The organism is Stenotrophomonas sp. GD03654, assembly GCF_029845105.1.
Lineage (GTDB): Bacteria > Pseudomonadota > Gammaproteobacteria > Xanthomonadales > Xanthomonadaceae > Stenotrophomonas > Stenotrophomonas africana.
In genome coordinates, this window is record NZ_JAOCLC010000004.1 from 35179 (window position 1) to 52677 (window position 17499).

Annotated in this window: 17 protein-coding genes; 2 read left to right on the forward strand and 15 right to left on the reverse strand. The window is 49.0% G+C overall.

Translation table 11 applies throughout. The features are described from left to right. Nucleotides 1-67: 67 nt before the first annotated feature. The 14 genes from N5J73_RS02705 to N5J73_RS02770 all read right to left on the reverse strand — a co-directional run bounded on the left by N5J73_RS02705 (nt 68) and on the right by N5J73_RS02770 (nt 15982). Nucleotides 68-1498: an ankyrin repeat domain-containing protein gene (locus N5J73_RS02705; RefSeq protein WP_279940494.1), complete on the reverse strand. Its 1431-nt coding sequence runs from the start codon at nt 1496-1498 to the stop codon at nt 68-70. 103 nt (nt 1499-1601) lie between these two features. Further along, on the reverse strand, nt 1602-2423 hold the full coding sequence (locus N5J73_RS02710) for an RNA ligase family protein (RefSeq protein ID WP_279940495.1): 822 nt from the start codon (nt 2421-2423) through the stop codon (nt 1602-1604). 412 nt (nt 2424-2835) lie between these two features. Further along, nucleotides 2836-3066, reverse strand: coding sequence for a hypothetical protein (locus tag N5J73_RS02715; RefSeq protein WP_088430306.1), 231 nt, complete (start codon nt 3064-3066; stop codon nt 2836-2838). Between the two features lie 113 nt (nt 3067-3179). Further along, nucleotides 3180-3620: a hypothetical protein gene (locus N5J73_RS02720; protein WP_279940496.1), complete on the reverse strand. Its 441-nt coding sequence runs from the start codon at nt 3618-3620 to the stop codon at nt 3180-3182. A gap of 98 nt (nt 3621-3718) precedes the next feature. Further along, a complete protein-coding gene (locus N5J73_RS02725; protein WP_279940497.1) occupies nt 3719-4759 on the reverse strand; it encodes an ankyrin repeat domain-containing protein in 1041 nt (346 codons plus the stop codon). 469 nt (nt 4760-5228) lie between these two features. Further along, entirely contained in the window at nt 5229-5699 is a 471-nt protein-coding gene (locus tag N5J73_RS02730; RefSeq protein ID WP_141098003.1) for a hypothetical protein, read from the reverse strand. Nucleotides 5700-5878: 179 nt separating this feature from the next. Next, nucleotides 5879-7414 (reverse strand): hypothetical protein, encoded by a 1536-nt coding sequence (locus N5J73_RS02735; protein WP_279940498.1) that lies wholly within the window; start codon nt 7412-7414, stop codon nt 5879-5881. 120 nt (nt 7415-7534) lie between these two features. Beyond that, nucleotides 7535-8227 carry an ankyrin repeat domain-containing protein gene (locus N5J73_RS02740; RefSeq protein ID WP_049446900.1) on the reverse strand — a complete coding sequence of 231 codons (693 nt, stop codon included), beginning with the start codon at nt 8225-8227 and terminating at the stop codon, nt 7535-7537. A gap of 146 nt (nt 8228-8373) precedes the next feature. Beyond that, nucleotides 8374-9372, reverse strand: coding sequence for a hypothetical protein (locus N5J73_RS02745; protein WP_279940499.1), 999 nt, complete (start codon nt 9370-9372; stop codon nt 8374-8376). Between the two features lie 111 nt (nt 9373-9483). Next, on the reverse strand, nt 9484-10107 hold the full coding sequence (locus tag N5J73_RS02750) for an ankyrin repeat domain-containing protein (RefSeq protein ID WP_279940500.1): 624 nt from the start codon (nt 10105-10107) through the stop codon (nt 9484-9486). A 90-nt stretch (nt 10108-10197) separates the two neighbouring features. Next, nucleotides 10198-11553, reverse strand: coding sequence for an ankyrin repeat domain-containing protein (locus N5J73_RS02755; RefSeq protein WP_279940501.1), 1356 nt, complete (start codon nt 11551-11553; stop codon nt 10198-10200). A 134-nt stretch (nt 11554-11687) separates the two neighbouring features. Then, a complete protein-coding gene (locus N5J73_RS02760; protein ID WP_279940502.1) occupies nt 11688-13109 on the reverse strand; it encodes a hypothetical protein in 1422 nt (473 codons plus the stop codon). 450 nt (nt 13110-13559) lie between these two features. Beyond that, nucleotides 13560-14369, reverse strand: coding sequence for a hypothetical protein (locus tag N5J73_RS02765; RefSeq protein WP_279940503.1), 810 nt, complete (start codon nt 14367-14369; stop codon nt 13560-13562). A gap of 32 nt (nt 14370-14401) precedes the next feature. Further along, on the reverse strand, nt 14402-15982 hold the full coding sequence (locus tag N5J73_RS02770; RefSeq protein ID WP_279940504.1) for an LA2681 family HEPN domain-containing protein: 1581 nt from the start codon (nt 15980-15982) through the stop codon (nt 14402-14404). Between the two features lie 57 nt (nt 15983-16039). On the opposite strand from N5J73_RS02770, the gene N5J73_RS02775 reads away from it, so the two are divergent. Together N5J73_RS02775 and N5J73_RS02780 are read left to right on the forward strand one after the other, a co-directional pair. Then, entirely contained in the window at nt 16040-16414 is a 375-nt protein-coding gene (locus tag N5J73_RS02775; RefSeq protein WP_279940505.1) for a hypothetical protein, read from the forward strand. Between the two features lie 171 nt (nt 16415-16585). Continuing rightward, complete coding sequence (locus N5J73_RS02780; RefSeq protein ID WP_279940506.1) at nt 16586-16897, forward strand: hypothetical protein; 312 nt, start codon at nt 16586-16588, stop codon at nt 16895-16897. 56 nt (nt 16898-16953) lie between these two features. Here the strand turns inward: N5J73_RS02780 and N5J73_RS02785 are convergent, their stop codons facing one another. Further along, entirely contained in the window at nt 16954-17499 is a 546-nt protein-coding gene (locus N5J73_RS02785; protein ID WP_279940507.1) for a hypothetical protein, read from the reverse strand.

Below are 17499 nucleotides of genomic sequence, written 5' to 3' on the forward strand. Positions count from 1 at the left end.
GACACCCCCAATTGTTTGACTGATTTCAATCAAACATGGATGTCAATATTGTCAAGCTGGCACTCACTCACATTCTTTTGCGTGCAACAGGCTGCTTTCGCACTGATCCAACAGCCTTGGTGATGGCGGCCTTGTCCCAGCGTGCTTCATGCTCCAACAGCAGTTTCTTTGCTTTGGGGATCACAGCAATGTCCGACGCCCTCAAACCCTCGTTGTTGCGGATCCGGGGATCGGCCTTGCGTTGCAGCAGCCAGTACATTCGCGTGGTGCAATCAGTCTGCGCCAGATAGTGCAGCGCTGTATCGCCATCTTTGTCCTGCGCATTGACATCCACGCCCAGGTCAATAACGCGATGAATGAGCCGGCAATTCACTGTCTCGTCAATCAACCAATGCAAAAGTGTCCCATTGAACGTGGTGTCATTGGCTTTATCCAGTGGGTTGTATCCATTGTCCAGCAACACCTCAACGGAACGCGTGTCGAAACAGCAATATCCACAACTGAGAATTCCAGCTCCTTTGTGATCTTTGGCGTTGACATCCGCTCCGGCCTGAACAAATGCTTCAACACGCGACGCCTTAAGCCTTCTCTCATGGAACAAGGGTGTTCGGCCTTTGCGATCCCGCGCGTTGGGATTTGCGCCCTTGCTCAGAAGCAACGCAGCCACATCGCTGGTAACCGTGTGCAGAGGTGTGTAGCGTTCGTGGGTTCGTGCAGAGATGTTGGCGCCGGCATCAATCAGCACCAGGGCAACGTCAACGTTGCTTGCTGTGTGCAGAGGCGTCCAACCTTTCTTACGTCCTGTCGCGACCTTGGGATCCGCCCCACACTCCACCAAAGCCTGAGCCGCTTCGGCGCTGACCACTGTATGCAGCGGGGTAAGCCCCTGCTCGTCCTGGGCGTTTGGATCCACACCCAACGACACAAGGTAGTGCACGACATCGGCATGCTCACTGTTCTGCAAGGATCTCACTCCACACCCACACTCAATCAAGCCACGTGCGTGATCGGCGCTGTTGGCGTGGAATAACAAGGACGTGTCTTGCGTGGCTGTGGACACACCCAGGTACTCGGTGCTGACGATCTGGTGGACGGCCAAAGAATTCCCACACATTTTGAGCCAATCCTGATCGGTATCAATGCTTTCTTTGTCATCAAAAATATCGAGATAGTGCGGTACATACTTGTGATACCGCTGCGTGCGCTCTTCGTGGTCCAACATCGCCGTCAAAGGCGCAAGGTACGCCGCTGCGGCATCACTGAGAACCGTATAAAAGGCCGGTATACGTGCGTTCGGATCGGCACCAGCTGCCATGGCCGCTTGCACAAGCCCGACGCTCCGCGCGTGGGAGAGAACGAATTGACGCGACAGAACATCCTTTAAGGTGAGTTCACACACAGCCACCAGCGGCAAATTTGAAAGAATTTCACTCACATCCAAATTTGCTTCCAGCATTGCCTCCAATTTGTCCATCAACTGCTTTTCTTTTTTCTCCATAAAAACACCCGTTCTGCTTGAATTATTTCACTCAAACACGGATGGCAATATTGTCAAGCGCACAAAAAAGCCCGCCGAAGCGGGCTTGTATATCTTGCACATGTCACCGCCCCAACCCCACCGACGCAATCACTCGCGATATCAACTGTTTTTCTTTACCGTCAAAGTCAACAGTAATTCCATCGGCGAGCATTTCTTGCTCGATGTCACTCTTAACCAGGTCAATATAGTCGTTGAACCGCTGGCGCTCAAACTCGCCTTCCTTTGAAAGCACAGCGCGAACGCGGTTCTCGGTGACGTACAGCGGGTATTGATGTTGCAGCCCCGACCCGACAACCTTCTCAACGAACAAGTCATTTTTAAACTTGTAGACCTCTCCCGACGCATCGCAGCGGAGGATATAGCCCTCGCACGTGCATGAGCCATCGACCAATGTGGGGAATTTGTTTCCGTGTTGGATGACTTCGGCGAAAGCCCCGGACGTAACGATGGGAGCTTTCTTTAGCCCGACAGCATCAATGACATGGTGATATGGAAGACGCACACCGTCCACAACGATATCGAACAGGTAGAAATCCAATGCGCCGTAGTCTGCGTTCTGCTGGACTTTAAGCCCATCGGCCTCACCAGCAAGTTCACCAAAGAAGCGTACGGCTTGATGCTTCCGAATGACTCCCTCATCAAGTAAGTGTTGATAATTCTCACGCACAACGCCTGCATATCGATCAAATACAACTTTATGGTTGAAGAAGACTTCACTTGTAAGTATGCGATTGCGCGATGCCGATTGGACCTCGACCCCATCTGTGATGAATTGATAGTTTGCACCGTGAATTTTTTCAACCGCATACCACTTTGCAACACTACGCAAGCAGCGCAATTTGATTTTTTTCTGAAAACGTGTCAATTGTTGGATAACGTTCAAATTCTAATGTCATTAAAACCCCCTATTTTGTGAATTGATAATTCAGCTAAACAGGTGTTCCAATATTGTCAATGCTTGACAAATTAGAATTGGGCAGCACAATAGTTGTGTAAAGGAAATAAAGGGAATTACTCAACCTTTATGAAATTTACATTGAGACGACTAACCAGGTGAAAGAGAGCGTCTCCCAGCAGCCAATAGTGGCTGTCCATGTTCACGACATGGTGCAAATGGTTTTCTGGATCTGAGTATAAAAGGCGCCAATGGCGCCTTTTACTTTCCCAACCATTGCAACTGGATCCAATTTCTTTAAGGACATCTGCGCATGGGGGATTGAGAACGCACGGACCTTCTCGCCAGTGATGACATAAAAAAAGCCCGCCGAAGCGGGCTTATATGTTTCATACACTCATCAATAGTAGGTTCGCATGCGCTGCTCTGCTTGGTACTTGGCGATATTGCGAAGCATGTTACGCATGAGGAAGAAGAACGGAATGCCGGCGCCGATAAGGAAGCCCAGGACGCCAACAACCGGACCTAGGTCCATGCTTCCCCACAACACCCCACTGACAAGGAAGCCGACGATGGTTGACCAAAACCCAATCCAGATTGTTCCGATTAAAGCGTTAATTGCAACTTTCATTTGTGCACCCCCGTTGTTAGCCAATAATTGACTTACTGAAACAGAAGAACGGATATTGTCAACCTCGTTGCCGTTCTAGCTAGCTCCCATTAGCTTCGGGAGTCAAGCTGGAACTACATTCGCCGCTCTGTCTTTTCCGAACCGTTAAGCTCGCCACCAATAGCGTGGTGCAATCGTTGGCGTTGTTTGTGATGCAGGAAATCGCTGAGGTGCTGGGTCAATTCGACTTCTGTGGGGCTGTCGGGGATCGACCATTGGGGTGTTGGAAGATCCTTAAAACGAACATGGATGTTGTACGCGCACATGATTTTGGCGGCCGCCCTGGGCGTGACTTTGAGCCCTTCGTGCAATCGAAGCGCCAGGTCTTCGATGGCCGAACGCCAGAACGTTAAATCACTAGGCAATTCCGCAGCGTTGAAGTCCAGCGCTTCGCACAGCAATGGTCCTAGAACGATGTGTTCCGGCTGTTCAAAGATGCGGCCTATTGGTGCCGACTCGCGCCAAATTCTTTGTTGTTCGGTGGCCGGCGCACTGTCGTAAAAAGATCCAACCATTTCAACCCCCTGCGTGATGATGAAATCTCAATCAACCACGCCTCACACTTTTGTCAAGTCCAATAAAAAACCCGCCGAAGCGGGTTTATGGGTTTCCATTACATACGCCGTCTGGGCCGGACTTCTATATCTTCCGAAGCGATAGCAAGTTCGCGCAAGATGTTTTCCTTCTCTTTTCTTGCTTGCACACTTGCCTTTGCGGCACTGAATTGCAAAATCAATTCTTTAATTGCGGGGCGGCGCTCACTCGGAATGGATATCATATCGGTATTACATATATCGTGCTGATCTGTCAACTCAAAACCACTTACGGACAAATCCTCGATAAAATTGTTTTGGAGTACGGTCAAATCAAATGAATCGTCTATCTTTTCGTTTATCAACCTCCATAGCCAACAAAGATCGAATTGCACTTCATCAGTCCTTAGCCCTGACTGCACCAAGCGATTGACAACTGCAACGTAAATCTCAGGGAGAGGATCTGAGTTGTTAAATTCAATTAACACCTGTTTTGGATTAGAGCAATCATTCACCAGTCCAATTGAGGCAAACGAATCCACAATTTCAAGTAGTAATCCTGAGGAAGCGATTCCCAAGTAGTAGCGATTGAGTTTAAAAATTTCCTGCAAAAAATTCTCACCCTTAAGAACATCATCCCCCTCGCCATCCACAGGGCGCGCACCATGCTTGATAAGAAACGGAATAAGTCTAATGTTTCGGGAATAGACTGCTGACTCCAAAGCGGTCCAACCCTTGCCGTGCAAACGGGCGTTGATGTCAGCCCCTTTTTCGAGTGCATATAAGATCATTTCTTCTTTGTGTGGGTCTGCTTCAGCCGTGGCCGAACAGACAATGCGGTTTATCGTTAGCAGTTCGGGTTGATTGAATCCAGTCCCCAGTCCGGTGTGGTGTTGAGCAAGGCACGGATTTTCGCTTATCAACGACTTAAACGTCCCAACATCGCCTTTTGAAATGGCATACGTCAAACGAAACCCAGCTGGTAGTTTCGCAAGGGCACGCTCCATTTCCTTTGCTGATCTGTTTGATTGGAACATGTGCTTTGCATTAGCAATCTTTTTTTTGGCGGTTGCCGCCCATGCGCTCACCTTAGATCCACAACTAAATAACAACTTTGACATATCGTAATCCTCCAAATGTTAGATACACCTTCAATCAAACACAAGGCCGAACATTGTCAATACCTTTTATTGATAAGCAGAAAGAAAAAACATAAGCGCTTTGAGAGTGGGATAAAATCCCAATAGAAAAGCCCGCTTTCGCGGGCTCTTTGTTGCGTCAAGTACATCAACCCATCCGACTTAAAAGCCGGCGATAAAACATCCCAGGGCAAGCCCAAAACTGAAAGCAGTCACAACTGACAAACAAACAGTTCTGATCCACATCGCTCGTTCAACCTTCGCTTTTGATTTTGATGCCTCGATGTAGCTAGTGATAGAGCCATGTAGATCATCAAAACAGTGTTGCAATACTGCAAGATACAATTTATCCATAACACCCCCTTCAATCTGATTGCACTGAATTCAATCAAACACAAGGTCCAACATTGTCAAGCTCAAAGAAAAAGCCCGCGAAAGCGGGCTTCATTCTTCACATCTTTCGCTTCACCGGTTCTGGCGTTTCAACCTGCACTTCCGACACAAAGTCCAAAAGTTTTTTCTGCTGTCGGCGCCGCGCAACCTCAATTAAATGCTCGCACTGCTCTTCAAGTGTGGGCCATCTTTGGTCCGTTTCCCACTGAGGAATGTCCCCTGCTCCATTGGTGAAGTACCTCGCACGATTGTGCATCTGTAGAAGCGTCGCAGCGTCATGTGGGTTGACTTTGGCTCCACCCTCTAGTTTCTCTTTTAACTCGCCATACAGTAGTGAAAAAAATGCAGATCGAATTGTTGGTGGGCGCGAACTCCAAAACTGAGAAGCTAGGGGATTTATTACCACACCAACAAGACCAGGTGCATTCTCATCCAGCCTAGTGCAAACAAGATCCAAAAAACCATCGATATCAAAACCTCTTTCAATCTTGGGATTGTTTTCAGCCTCTACAGTCAGAATACCTTTCATCCACCGTCTGATCAAATAGTAAAATACTGCACTTGATAAGAACCAGAAGCCTAAAGCGATCCACCCTATATAACTTGCATCCATACTGACCCCCTATTTGATTGACATGCATTCACTCAAACACGGAAACCAACATTGTCAAGCTCAAAGAGAAAAGCCCGCTTTCGCGGGCTTTTCTCTTACATCTTTCTTCTCATGGTTGGTGGCGTATAGACCTCACCAACTTCCGCCATAATCGTATCCCGTTGCTGTCTGTTCAGGGCATCTTGGACTGCATCCTTGCCAGCCTGGTACAACTCATCCAAGAAACTGCTTCCTCCGCGTGACATATATTTCTGCTGCGCTTCATCACTCATCACGGCGCCACGATCAATCATCTCAACGATCACATCAGCGTCGGGCGATTTGAGTTTCATGTAAGACGCCAAATCAGATGTAAGATCATCAGAGATATCTATGAGATGCTTGATGGCATGTTGGCATTGGCGCCAGTCCTTAAAGTCTTCTGAGCCAGACACATGTTCCTTCTGCACTTTTTCATAGTGCTTAACCACCAAGTCCATGGGGCGCTGACCTTCGGGTCCAGGCTCAACGCCGAACCGCTGCAAAACTGCAAACGTCTCAAAATTTCCGTTTAAAAGCGAACCCAACATCAGACTTTGCCCGTCTTCATTCTCGACGCTGGGATCGTGCCCCATCAGCAGCATTTCTGCTACAGCCTGGGGGTTTGTCATCCCATGCATGTGGCGGGCTTCAAAGATATCAGGGTGTTCAGTGACTAGCCTCAATTCAAGCGGCGCAAGTTGCGTGAGATTATTGGAAGCGAATTCTTCTCTCCGCCGCGCTTCTTCCAGTTGTTCCTCTGGCATCGTCATTCGACTAGCAAAATCATGGACAGAAAAAAACTGAGAAGCGTCAGCAGCTTCCTCTTTCATGCCATACAGAACGTCGCCCAACAGATGTTCCGTGGGAAGTCCACCCTTGTCTAAGGCACGGTTGATTTTATCGACCGAATTGCACAACTCGGTGACGGTTAGTTCGTCGTAATTTTCCGTGTTGTCGATGTTTTCAACACGACACAGCAAATTCGGATCCCCGCCCTTGCTTAAAACTGTGTTGAAGCCGTAATAGCCATCCACCTTTTCATCAAATGCGGCCAACCCACAGATAGAGCCGACGTACCTCAAATTTTTTTCGGGGTACTCCCAGGTGATTTCCGCGTTCGGGTCATGGCGGTCGAAGTAGTCGCCAATGCTCGATGAATTCTTTTTGGTGAGCAAATCGTAAACTTCTGCGTCACTGTACTTTCGATTAACCCACTGGCTGTACTCTTCAACGGCACGGGTAATCACTTCCACCTTGTCGGCCGACGCATCAGTGAATGGATCGAAAGAAAGTTGAATGTAATCATTTTCGTCCGGATCCTGCACGTTGGGATCATACTGTTGATGCAAACCTGGCTTCTCAATGCGGTCAACCTTTGCACCACTGTCAATGATCGCCTGGACATGACTTGCGTCTGTTTTATCTGAGTAGATTGCGTATTGTAGTGCGTTGCCAGCAAAATCAATTCCATCGCTTAGCTCGACAAGAAAAGTGTCGTTCACATTGTGACTTAAATGTGTTTCCTTGAAGTATTCCCTCAGTTCCTCGGGTGTCGCTGTATCGATAAAGGCAACAAATTCATCGTTGTTAAATATAGTTCGCTCGCTCATTAAACCCCCTACTTGATTGATATTTCACCAATCAAACAGAAGTTTGGAATTTGTCAATGGCCGATGGCATGCAAGGCCAATTCTTGAAATAAAGAAAGCCCGCGATAGCGGGCTTTTCTCTTACATCTTTCGCCGCATGATGGGCTGTTGGCATGTCTCACCCAACTCGTTCAGCAAGTTCTTCTTGCTGATTACGCTCTCCATCAGCATTAAAGCTTCAGGGCGATCATCCCAAAGCCAAGTGAAACCCACTTCGGTTGGAAGCTTGTTTTCTCCGTTCCTAACAGTCGGATCTACCCCTGCGTCCAACAGGTTTCTAATACCTTCAATGCCCTCATAAGCATTACAAAGCATCATCGTTATATGGAGCGCTGTATTGCCATCCGCGTCCTGCGAATTTAAATCAATGCCGAGGTCTTTCATGATTTTAATGCCTTCGACAGACGCATGCTTTGCAATAAAGGACGCTTTTCCGTTCGAGATTGTCATTGAGGCCCCTGCGTCAACAAGCCGCTTCACGTTTTGAATGTCCCTTACAAAACTAATCGCCGCGTCACCGTTATGATCTTGTACATTGAAATTGAACCCTGAAAGAGCCAGTTCACTGATTATTGCTGCACTTGCATCGTTGTTCTTTAAGTGTGAGAAGTGCCTCGGCTCTATCAAGTCTGAGTAATTGTCCGCAATGAAAGCGGCGTCAGCTCCACGACCAAATAACCATTGAATATAAGTCCCATTGTGATGAAATAACTCCTTGATTTTCTCGCGTCCCCACATAGCGTCAATTTCACTGGCCTTAAGCAAATCATGCATCGTTCTAGTTTTCATTCCCCCTCCTCCGTAGTTTGACCTTACATCAATTAAACAGATGACTCCCTTTTGTCAATGAAATATCTATTCCAGATTGAAAGATGGAAAAAAGGCCCGCTTGAGCGGGCCTTAGATCAGCAAGATTTTTCTTACATCTTTCGCCGCATGATGGGTTGTTGTTGCGACTCACCCAATTCTTCCATCAATTTTCTCTTTGTGACCGCGCTTTCCAACAGCAATACAGCTTCACGGCGATATTCACCCGGGAAAGCCACTTGAGAAGGAAGCTTGCCATCAGCATTCCGAACAGTTGGATCAGCTCCGGCTTCCAACAGATTTCTAATACCATCCAATCTGTTGCCATTTATCGCCAAGATATGAAGGGCGGTAAAATCATCATAACTATCTTTAGAATTTAGATCAACGCCAAGTTCTTTCATGATTTCAACACCCTCAGCAGATGAATTTCTCTCAATAAACCCTGCATCGCATTGATCCAAGAACGTTTCACCATCATTGTTCGGAATACGCACCGAAGCTCCCGCATCAACAAGACGTTTCACAACACCAATGTCCTGCACCATGCTGAGCGCGGTGTCACCGCTCACATCCTGAACATTGAAGTCGTAACCCGTAAGTGCCAGTTCATCTATGATTGCTGCACTTGCATCGTCGTTCTTTAAGTAGAAGAAATGCCTGGGCTTTATCAAGTCAGAATAATTTTCTGCAATGAATGCTCCATCCGCCCCGTCTCGGAACAAAGTGAGGATTTGCGACTCTTTTGCCCTGGCACCATTTTTGACCAACAGTTCGATGCGATCTGCACCATTAGCAAGGTCTACCAATTCCTTGTCACCATCTAAGAACCCGTCGCCAAAGTAATCACTCTTGCGAACTGGCGCGTTCACGTCTGCACCCAATTCAATCAAATCCCTCATCACATCAAGAACATTGTCACGATCATGATTGTTGATACTCTTTGATGCAACGTAAGCAAGTGGAGTCAGTAGAGTTTGGCTCGCACCTCCACTCACATAGAACGTCTCATTCACGTCATGGGTTTGAAAATATTCCTTGATTTCTTCACGATCCAAAACAGCATCCCATTCATCGGTTTTAAGCAGTTCATTCAACTTCAAATTTGTCATATATACCCCCTTGCGTATGTTCAATATGACTTCAATCAAACAGAAGATTGAACTTTGTCAAGACAAAAAAAAGGCCCGCTTTCGCGGGCCTTATTCCAACACGACCCTCCATTACATTCGGCGCGTCATGGATTGTCTGCTGGGAACGCATTCTTCAATGGCCTGTTGTAAAACGTCGCGCTGCTCAGCCGCCCGCTGATCAGCTTCCAAATACATGTTCATAGTACCCACGGCTTGGCTGTAGCTCTGACCACCGAACATTCGATCCTCAACACGTGCAGCGTTCATAACATCGACAGAGTGTCCGTCATCATCTTTAATGGTTGGGTCTGCACCATTCCGAACCAGGAGCTCCTGGCACTTTCCACAGTCTGTGTGGTGCAGTGGCGTCAACCCATAGGCGCCTTGACGATTGATATCAGCGCCTGCATCAATCAACAAGCTCACTACTTCAATGTCGTTGATATGCGCAGCAATGTGCAGTGGCGTATCGCCATCCGCGTCCTGGGTGTTGACATCCGCACCGGCCGCAATGAGTTCTCGCACAATATAACGAGACTCATACCAAATCGAAGCTGACAATAAAGAAACGCCATGGGCATTCAGCACGTTAAGATCAAGACCTTCCCCGATCATCTTTTGGATAGCACCCACATCATCTTGCTTGATTGCCAGGTCAAGACGATGCTCCAAAATATTGAAGCTGTTTGAAGTAATAGTTTCATCATCATTCATTGCGAACCCCCTATTTGATTGATATTTCACCAATCAAACAGAGCGTTCAAAATTGTCAAGCTTGCAAACCAACTTTTGTGCTTTTTTGGACTACATGCGCCGCTTGAGTGGTGCAGGCTCATCTTCCAGCCCCACTGCTTCGGCCAGCAATTTCCGCTGATGTTCCGCCACAATGCTGGGAGCCCGCTCAATCAGATCACGCCAGACAGTTTTACGATTCACGTGAACCATGTATTCATCGGGCGTCTTTTTCCCGTATTCAGGGCTTTTAATAGTTGGATCGACGCCAAACTGAACAAGCATTTCCTGCATTCGGCGCGACTTTGCGCAATACAGCAATGCGCTATCAACAGATAAGCCCAGTCGCACCATTCGTTTAAGTAACACTCTCGTGTATTCGTACGAGTCAAATTCAACAGTCGTCTCTTGAATTCCGCCCCATGCTCCAAGCTGGTTTGGGTAAGAGAATTCGACCAATTCTTTGAACAGATCATACTCATTAAATCTGTATGCAACAATCAGCGGATGTCGATCCAACCACTGTCCATCCTTGTCTCGCAAGTCAAACCTGAGTCGGTATTCCTTGAAAATATAACGAGCAATTGCGGCTTTTCCGTCGTAGATCAACATGGACAAAAGAGGATAGCCATTTCCCATCACCATGTTGACATCTGCCCCCTTACTTACAAGCAACTTCGCCATAGCCGCTGAGTTTGCACACAGAAGCGGGCATTTCACGGTGTCATGCACTTGATTGGGATTTGCCCCCCCTTCCAATAGAGCCCTTGCAATAGCAATTTTGTCGTTTCTCACTGCCACACACAGCGGCGTGTACCCGTTTCCATCCACCGCACTGTGGTCAGCTCCTGCGTCAAGCAGCAACTGCACAAGTTCAATTCGTTCATCCTGCACTGCCGAATGAAGGGGAGTTGCATGCTTGGCTTCGTATTCCGTCAGTTCCCACGAACGGCTAACCCCAATACTGGGATCCGCACCGTGCTCAATCAGCACTTTTGCAAAATCGTACGCGCCATCTTTGATGCACTCGTGCAACAAAGTTGTGTTTTTGTGCCCCTGGTCTGTGACGCTGCCCCCCAAGTGATAGTTGATGTTGACGCAGACTGAAACGATCTTTGTGAAGTCCTCAAGGCTTTTTCGCAGGTTTGCTTCCCGCGCGCAGTACACACCCATCGATATCCGCTCACTTTCCGTCGAGCATTGCTCCATTGCCTTAAGGCTATTCTTCAAATGTAAAGACTGTTCTTCCTCCACACATGCAGGAGCAGTTATCGCCCTGTGCTTCACTTTCCTACGCGCGATATAAGAGCAACACCCCTCGTACAAAAATGCTCCGAGGATAAGTATAAATGCGGCAATTATTATCCAATTTTCCATAGAACCCCCTTTCCGGTTGCGATATATCCACACAACCACGGAAGCCAACATTGTCAATACCTTCTGTTGCACTTTGTAGTAACAAGTCCCAAGCCGCTTTAAGCGTGGGATACAATCAAATGAATAAGCCCGCTTTCGCGGGCTTGTTTTTACACACTTCGATTCACTGACGATTACGTTCAATATCAATTACGTACAAATCGACTGATGTCATCCTTGCCCACAATGAAAATTTGACTGATAGATGCCATGTTCACATCATCGTCAGCATAGATGTGCCCCGCACCAGCTTCACAGTTGAGAATAATGGCAGCGTTGCGTCCGGTGACAACGCGGCCACTGGTGGCAACAGACCAGTCTTGATTTCCACTGAGCCGCATTGCATAGCGCACGCGGATATAGGCGTTTACGGCGTCCAGCTGCCCGCCTTTAAATCCAATTTTTGCGACTGACAGCGCCAGCTCCAAGGCTTGTGGCAGTTGCTCGTTGGCTATTCCATCGATCACAGCCAAATTGTTTGTAACAACACCAAGTTGATCGTGACCCAGATTATTGATTAGATCCAATAGGCTCGGAAAATCTTGGCATTTACTCTTCGGCTCGCCTTCCTGGGTGATTTCTTTAATGGTGCGCGTACGCGCGTCAATGTAATGGATCGAAAGTGGAACGTAGTCCAAATCGAACGTCAGACGCTCATCTTCTTCCAGTGGCTCGTCTCCAAAGAAAACAACATGATTGCTCATTGCAAACGAATGAATGATGCCTTCCGGGGACTTAGAAGCGGCCACATTTGAGAATGGACTTGAGTCTTCCACCACTCGTCCATTTTGTTTGTAAAGCAAATCCCGTCCAGCGCAGATGGCAGCAATAGCACAGCGTCGAAGATCGTTCGGATCTATGTCAACGTGACGACTTTGGTAGATGCCCTTAACGACAGCTTCTAGCAACTTATCGTCTGAGTCAGCGAACACTGACCCAGCTTGAATTCGCGCCTCTCTTATTGTATTCGGACGTCTGTATGAGTCTGCGCTGGTTTTCATGCGCTCCATAAAAGACAACGCACGATCATCATCATTGCCATCTTCCGCGTTTTGCAGTTGCTTTTTGAACTCTGAAAACTTGGAAATTAGCTCTTCTGCCATCGATGCTGCATCGTCCGTATCCTCAGATGGGGCACCATGCTCTTCATTCCATTTTTCTAGATAGTCCTCGTACGACTTGTACAGGCAAACTGAAAAATCCTCATATGAAATGACGGCGTACCTCCCTTTATTTGGCACATCGACTTCAACATCAGCCAGTTCAGAGTGACGCATTGTGAAGGCCACAATGTTTCCATTGTGCGGGTCAACCATCCCTATGACGCCTGAATTTTGATTCAGCACCGGATGTTCACGCCCGGAATTCGACCAGGAAATGAAGATATCTCTTGATTTGCGAAAAAGCCACACATAACGCTCAACCACATTGTCGCGTGAAAGCACATCATCTTGCGTCAGATCACCTGAATCGATCATCTGAGAAACAGTCTCCATATTTCGCCGCGCAGCGTCACCGCCCATCTCGAAATATTCCTTAAACTTATTGCCAACATCATCGATAGTCATCATGCCACACTCCCCTTACGAATTATTTTCAATTTCAGAATTGCACCCTTGCTTGCGACATACGCACTTCAAGGGAGTGCAGTGGCTCCACTTAAACTTACCACACATCGACAGTTGTTAATTATAACTTTCAGCGTAGAATTCAATCCGCACTCAACAACCTCAACAGGAAATTGCATGCAACCATAACTTACAAGGAAACTTTTATGGACATTAACACTACAATCTTTGCTCTTGCCACACTTCTCGTCTTCTCTTCCGACAAGAAGGTTGAACTAATTGAAAGAATTCTTATCAGGATATGTCAAATCATCAGGCGCAAATGATAGTTGGCAACGGGGGTGATGCTTCCTGAAAGCACACCCCGCCGTCTGGACATTTGGTCAAACTAGCATCACCACCTACACAAACGCTCCCTGTTTTCATCATTTTAGATCGCACCTGTGATCTTCACAGACCTACTTGATCGAGCCAGCCTGGGCGTCGGTAGAAGCGTCCGCGTTCCAGCAGCTTTTCAAGCCTGGTCACTCTCCTGCTTTCCGCAGAGCGTGGGGCCCTTTTTTTGAACTCTTCAAATGCAGCCTTTGCGGCATCCAAGTCACCTTGCCCCATGTACCACTCAACAATCGTCGTGATAAAGAAGTCATTGACCGGCTGTGATGCATCCATTGCTTTTAGAACTTCGCCAAACCGGCCAGTCTCGCCCCGATAGGGATCTAGCTCGTACTGCATTTTTTGGGCGGTCAGCGCTGCCTCAAATATTTCTGCAGCTGGCTTCTTGCTTCCCACGAATGCGTAGAACGGTCGGATTGCCTTTTTCTTGTCCGCCTCTTCTTTGAGTGCATCGTAGTCCATGCCTCTGTAGAAGCTCGATTGATTGAGCAATCTCGTGTTGTACATCTCAAGCATCTGCTCAAAAATGCTGTGGATGTGTGCTTCGGACAGGCCCACGGCCAAGACTACAACGCGGTACTCACCACCCAGCCGCTCGCGAACGAACCACTCCCAGGCGATGCCACCGTTCTTTTGCCACGCGTAGGGGCCACGACCGTAACCGGCGTAGAACGGTACGCCATCAGCGTCCACGTGCAACCAAGCATAGTGCTTGTGGTAGTGCGGCAGCATCATCCATTGAGTCTGCGAAACGCACGCCTCTTGGGTGTACGACGCTAGCAAAGGCACTTCCACACTGATCTTGCCCACACCAGCGGCCTTGGCTTGGACAACAAGCTCTTCGATATCAACGATCTTGAACGTCACAGTGAAATCTCCATTTCCATATACTGCCGCTTCTATCCTTTGAGCCTGTCGGGAATGTGGTTCACGCCATATGAGACTGAAACGGTGTCGCCCTGCTTCTCTCGCTGCCACTCTGCGCGATGCATTGCAAGGCACAGATACACGATTGCAGAACGTGCCATGGTCAGGACACGCAATGCTTTGCTTTGGAACTCGTCCAACGTCATCTGCTCCGACAGACGATCATGATGCATCGATGCTTCATCAACCTCTGAGCGGGACCAGACAATCTTGAAGAACCGATGTTCTAGAGCGTTGCGCACGACGTGAAGTTCTTGAGCGTCCGGCGATGCGTATTGCCTTGTGTCCTCGTTGAAGATGTCTTCGGACAAGCTGTACAGTGCGTGCAACCAAATAATTTGGCTGCTTTCAAACTCTGGTCGAATAACTGACTCAACATTCTTCTTGGGTTCAGTCCGCCACAGTCGTGCGAAGTCAGCCGATTTGCGCTTAGCACCAATCTCCCAGCGGTCACACACAAAGAACGCCACCTTGTCCAGTAGCGAGTACGCCGCCCGATATGCGGTTTTGACTTGCTCAATGGCGATGCTGTAGCGCGCACCGTCGGTGTTGGATGACAAGAGAACATCACGGTCGGCCATGTGTGTCTTCAGGTCATCCAGCCCAACAAACAAGCACCATCGGGCATAGATGTATTCTTGCTTGAGTTGGTTGAACGCAGCAAGATACGAGATCCCCACCCCATCGGCACGGTGTGTTGGGAGAGAAAGCGAGTCTGTCGCGGCCACCGGCTTGGTGTACGCATCGTTCATGGGGTTGAGGAACAATCGGTTGTCCAAACACCAGCGCCGGTAACGCTTCTCCTGAGCGCTTCGTCCTAGTGAAAAGTCGTCCATCCAGGCAACGTCCGGATTGCTCTCAACACCGTACTGATCCAAGCCAAGTTCAACGGTTTCAAGTATCAGCCGAAAGCGCTCTGCAGCTTCTACGAACGTTGCACCGTGAGCGCCGATAGCAACCGCCTCACGCAGTTGCGCACGGCCTTCAATGTTGATCCACTCCCTGTGACCCACGTCATACAGGTTGCTGGCATAGAAGAACAATGCACACGCCATGTTGCCTTGGGCCATCGCAAGCATCGGGTCCAAATCCAACGCTTTGCGCCATTGTTCCAAGGCATCATGTAGGCGCCCCGTCTTGTTGAACGCGTTGCCCAGGTTGGAGTGGATCTGTGCGCGGAAATCATCAGGGAGCTTCGCGAAGCCCTCATGCGCGATGGCTGAGCGCAATTGATAGATCTGCCCTGTGTTCTCCGGCTGGATCCACGAGTGTGCGTTCTCGTTCGTATGCCGTTGTTTGTACAGCGACTCCAAAGCATTGGCGTGGTAGTAGTGCAGCATGCACCCGTGGCGCTTGTCGTCCAATTCTCCGCATATGCCAATGACCTCAATACAACGCAACAACAAATCAAGGTCTTTGGTTTCACCTGCGGCATCGACAAGCGCGCCAAGTTGGTCCATGCGATGGGAGGTGATCTTTCCTGCCGCTGCACGGATCGATATTTGCTCAGCCAGGGCGAACATCTGTTCGCGCGTCAAATGTATGTCGGTCAATGCGCTCTCCGAACGCGTGCGTGTAGCATGGGGCTTTACCGTCCATTACACACCGTCATGAGCCCAATTTCGACTCTTTTAATTTTGGCTGCAGCTGCACATGCCCAGCCCCCGCTTGCTGTGGACTCTACGGTCCTGCTGGCGGCCTACACCCGTGACGCCGACGCTGCCGACAGGCGCTACATGGGTCAACGGCTGCGGGTAACTGGCGTGGTTGCCGAGGAGCCCGCGCTGTACCGGCGCTCGCCACTGCTGGCTCTCGAAGGCACGGGGATCCACGACCGGCCCGTGGCCGTGCTGGACCCCGCACGCAAGGAAGAACTGGCCGGTTTGCGCACTGGACAGCAAGTCACCCTCGATTGCCTGGGCAACGGGCACGTCTCAAGCACACCGATGCTGAAAAATTGCACGTTGGTTCATACAGCCCCTTGACCACTGCCGCTTGGGTTGTGGGTTGGTCAGCGCCCATAGACTTAGTGGTGGCTTACTCAGGCGTGGTGAGAGCGGGAGAGTGCATCGTTCAGCTAACGGTCCGGCGAAGCTTGTCATCCGCAAAAATCTTTGCCTATATCTTTCTCGCCGCTCCGGCAAGAGAGTATTGAAATGGCCAAAAAGTTCCACGATATCGATGTGCGGATGATGCACACCACCAACCGCATTGCTGAAAACGTCAATGAGGGCGCCAGTCCCGATGCAATTGCGCTGCTGATTAACGTTCCGGGTGTCGATGGCACCTTCATCAACACGCTTTGCGCGCTCCGCGCGGCCAACGATCGAAAGGCTGCTTACACAAAGAAGCAATATAAGACGATGAGCCGCGTCACCAAGGAAGTTCGGGCGGAGAAGAAGGCCGAACCGGCTGACGAACCGTCCCAGGAAGATCTGGATACCTTCAAAGTTACCTTTAAAGAATGAGGCGCGAAAAATGCATCACCTACGCCCGCTTATAGCGGGCTTTTTTATTGCCAGAACTATTGGACCCTGAGCTTTGAAAAAGCAATGAGCGCTGTTTCCGTGTCCAACAGTCGCGCCCGGTACTTGCGCCGAACTTGGTCAATCTGCTCTTTGGATATGCGCGCCGTGTACTGCTCCATCTTGCGCGTTATTTCGGCCATAACGCGCTCAAATTCATCTGCATCAATCTTGCCATTGATGGCATCCAAGTACACTTTGGAGCGGCTTTCGTAAAAAGCCCTGATTTGAGGTGAGTTCGTGGCTAATGGCACAAGCATTGCATTTGAAGTTCCTGCGACCTTCAAGACCCACTGCATGTCCCGTCGACTCTTCACGGCCGGGATGAGCTTGGTGTCCACGTGGGTGGATACAGCAAGCCCCAACGAAACCAACACAACCTCTTGCTCAAGAATCGGTAGCTCTTTGACCCAGGCCGAGTTGACCGCCCAATTTTCGGTATTCTCCGGCTCGTACTCATCCGCACATGCATTTTGCAGACCGCACAGCACCAGCAACATCAACAACACCCACTGATATCTGTTCACACTCACCGCGCTTTTCAT

Bases quoted from the DNA above. Each gene is read 5' to 3' on its own strand.
- N5J73_RS02705 (WP_279940494.1), bottom strand. From the start codon at position 1,498: ATGGAGAAAAAAGAAAAGCAGTTGATGGACAAATTGGAGGCAATGCTG.
- N5J73_RS02715 (WP_088430306.1), bottom strand. From the start codon at position 3,066: ATGAAAGTTGCAATTAACGCTTTAATCGGAACAATCTGGATTGGGTTT.
- N5J73_RS02720 (WP_279940496.1), bottom strand. From the start codon at position 3,620: ATGGTTGGATCTTTTTACGACAGTGCGCCGGCCACCGAACAACAAAGA.
- N5J73_RS02725 (WP_279940497.1), bottom strand. From the start codon at position 4,759: ATGTCAAAGTTGTTATTTAGTTGTGGATCTAAGGTGAGCGCATGGGCG.
- N5J73_RS02730 (WP_141098003.1), bottom strand. From the start codon at position 5,699: ATGAAAGGTATTCTGACTGTAGAGGCTGAAAACAATCCCAAGATTGAA.
- N5J73_RS02735 (WP_279940498.1), bottom strand. From the start codon at position 7,414: ATGAGCGAGCGAACTATATTTAACAACGATGAATTTGTTGCCTTTATC.
- N5J73_RS02740 (WP_049446900.1), bottom strand. From the start codon at position 8,227: ATGCATGATTTGCTTAAGGCCAGTGAAATTGACGCTATGTGGGGACGC.
- N5J73_RS02745 (WP_279940499.1), bottom strand. From the start codon at position 9,372: ATGACAAATTTGAAGTTGAATGAACTGCTTAAAACCGATGAATGGGAT.
- N5J73_RS02750 (WP_279940500.1), bottom strand. From the start codon at position 10,107: ATGAATGATGATGAAACTATTACTTCAAACAGCTTCAATATTTTGGAG.
- N5J73_RS02755 (WP_279940501.1), bottom strand. From the start codon at position 11,553: ATGTTGGCTTCCGTGGTTGTGTGGATATATCGCAACCGGAAAGGGGGT.
- N5J73_RS02760 (WP_279940502.1), bottom strand. From the start codon at position 13,109: ATGACTATCGATGATGTTGGCAATAAGTTTAAGGAATATTTCGAGATG.
- N5J73_RS02775 (WP_279940505.1), top strand. From the start codon at position 16,040: ATGAGCCCAATTTCGACTCTTTTAATTTTGGCTGCAGCTGCACATGCC.
- N5J73_RS02780 (WP_279940506.1), top strand. From the start codon at position 16,586: ATGGCCAAAAAGTTCCACGATATCGATGTGCGGATGATGCACACCACC.
- N5J73_RS02785 (WP_279940507.1), bottom strand. From the start codon at position 17,499: ATGAAAAGCGCGGTGAGTGTGAACAGATATCAGTGGGTGTTGTTGATG.